The 419-nt window shown below is 64.4% G+C and carries 1 protein-coding gene; it reads right to left on the minus strand.

What is annotated here, in order from left to right; translation table 11 throughout:
• A partial coding sequence (locus RNB18_RS52730) for a DUF1254 domain-containing protein (RefSeq protein ID WP_311721146.1) occupies nucleotides 1–257 on the minus strand: 257 nt, incomplete at its 3' end.
• Between the last annotated feature and the right edge of the window lie 162 nt (nucleotides 258–419).

A 419-nucleotide genomic window follows, 5' to 3' on the forward strand; every position in this document is an offset into this window, starting at 1 on the left:
GTGATCGAACCACCTTCGGCGGGAGGGATTTCCAGCACGACCGGGCCGGCCTGGGTGTTGTAGAACGGGAAGAAGTACAGGGTGTCCGGGTTGGGTGTCAGGGTCTGGTTCTTCCAGTCCAGCAGCTTCGACCAGAACACCACCTGGTTGTCGCCGGCGCCGACTCCGGCTGCCGCTTCGCGCAGCAGCTCGAAGTTGACGGCGGGCATACCCCAGATCACGGCCTGGACGGCGCGGGAACGCACCAACGGGTCCATGCCCAAGACGCTAGTACGTCACCGCACGGTGTCGAAGAACGTCTTCACATCTTCGACGAACAATTCCGGCTGTTCGAAGGCGGCGAAGTGTCCGCCGCGTGGCATCGCCGTGAAGTGGGTGACGTTGTAGCCGGTCTCGCACCAGCTGCGCGGGGCGCGCAG

The sequence above is a fragment of the Streptomyces doebereineriae genome, from assembly GCF_031845645.1.
GTDB lineage: Bacteria > Actinomycetota > Actinomycetes > Streptomycetales > Streptomycetaceae > Streptomyces > Streptomyces canus.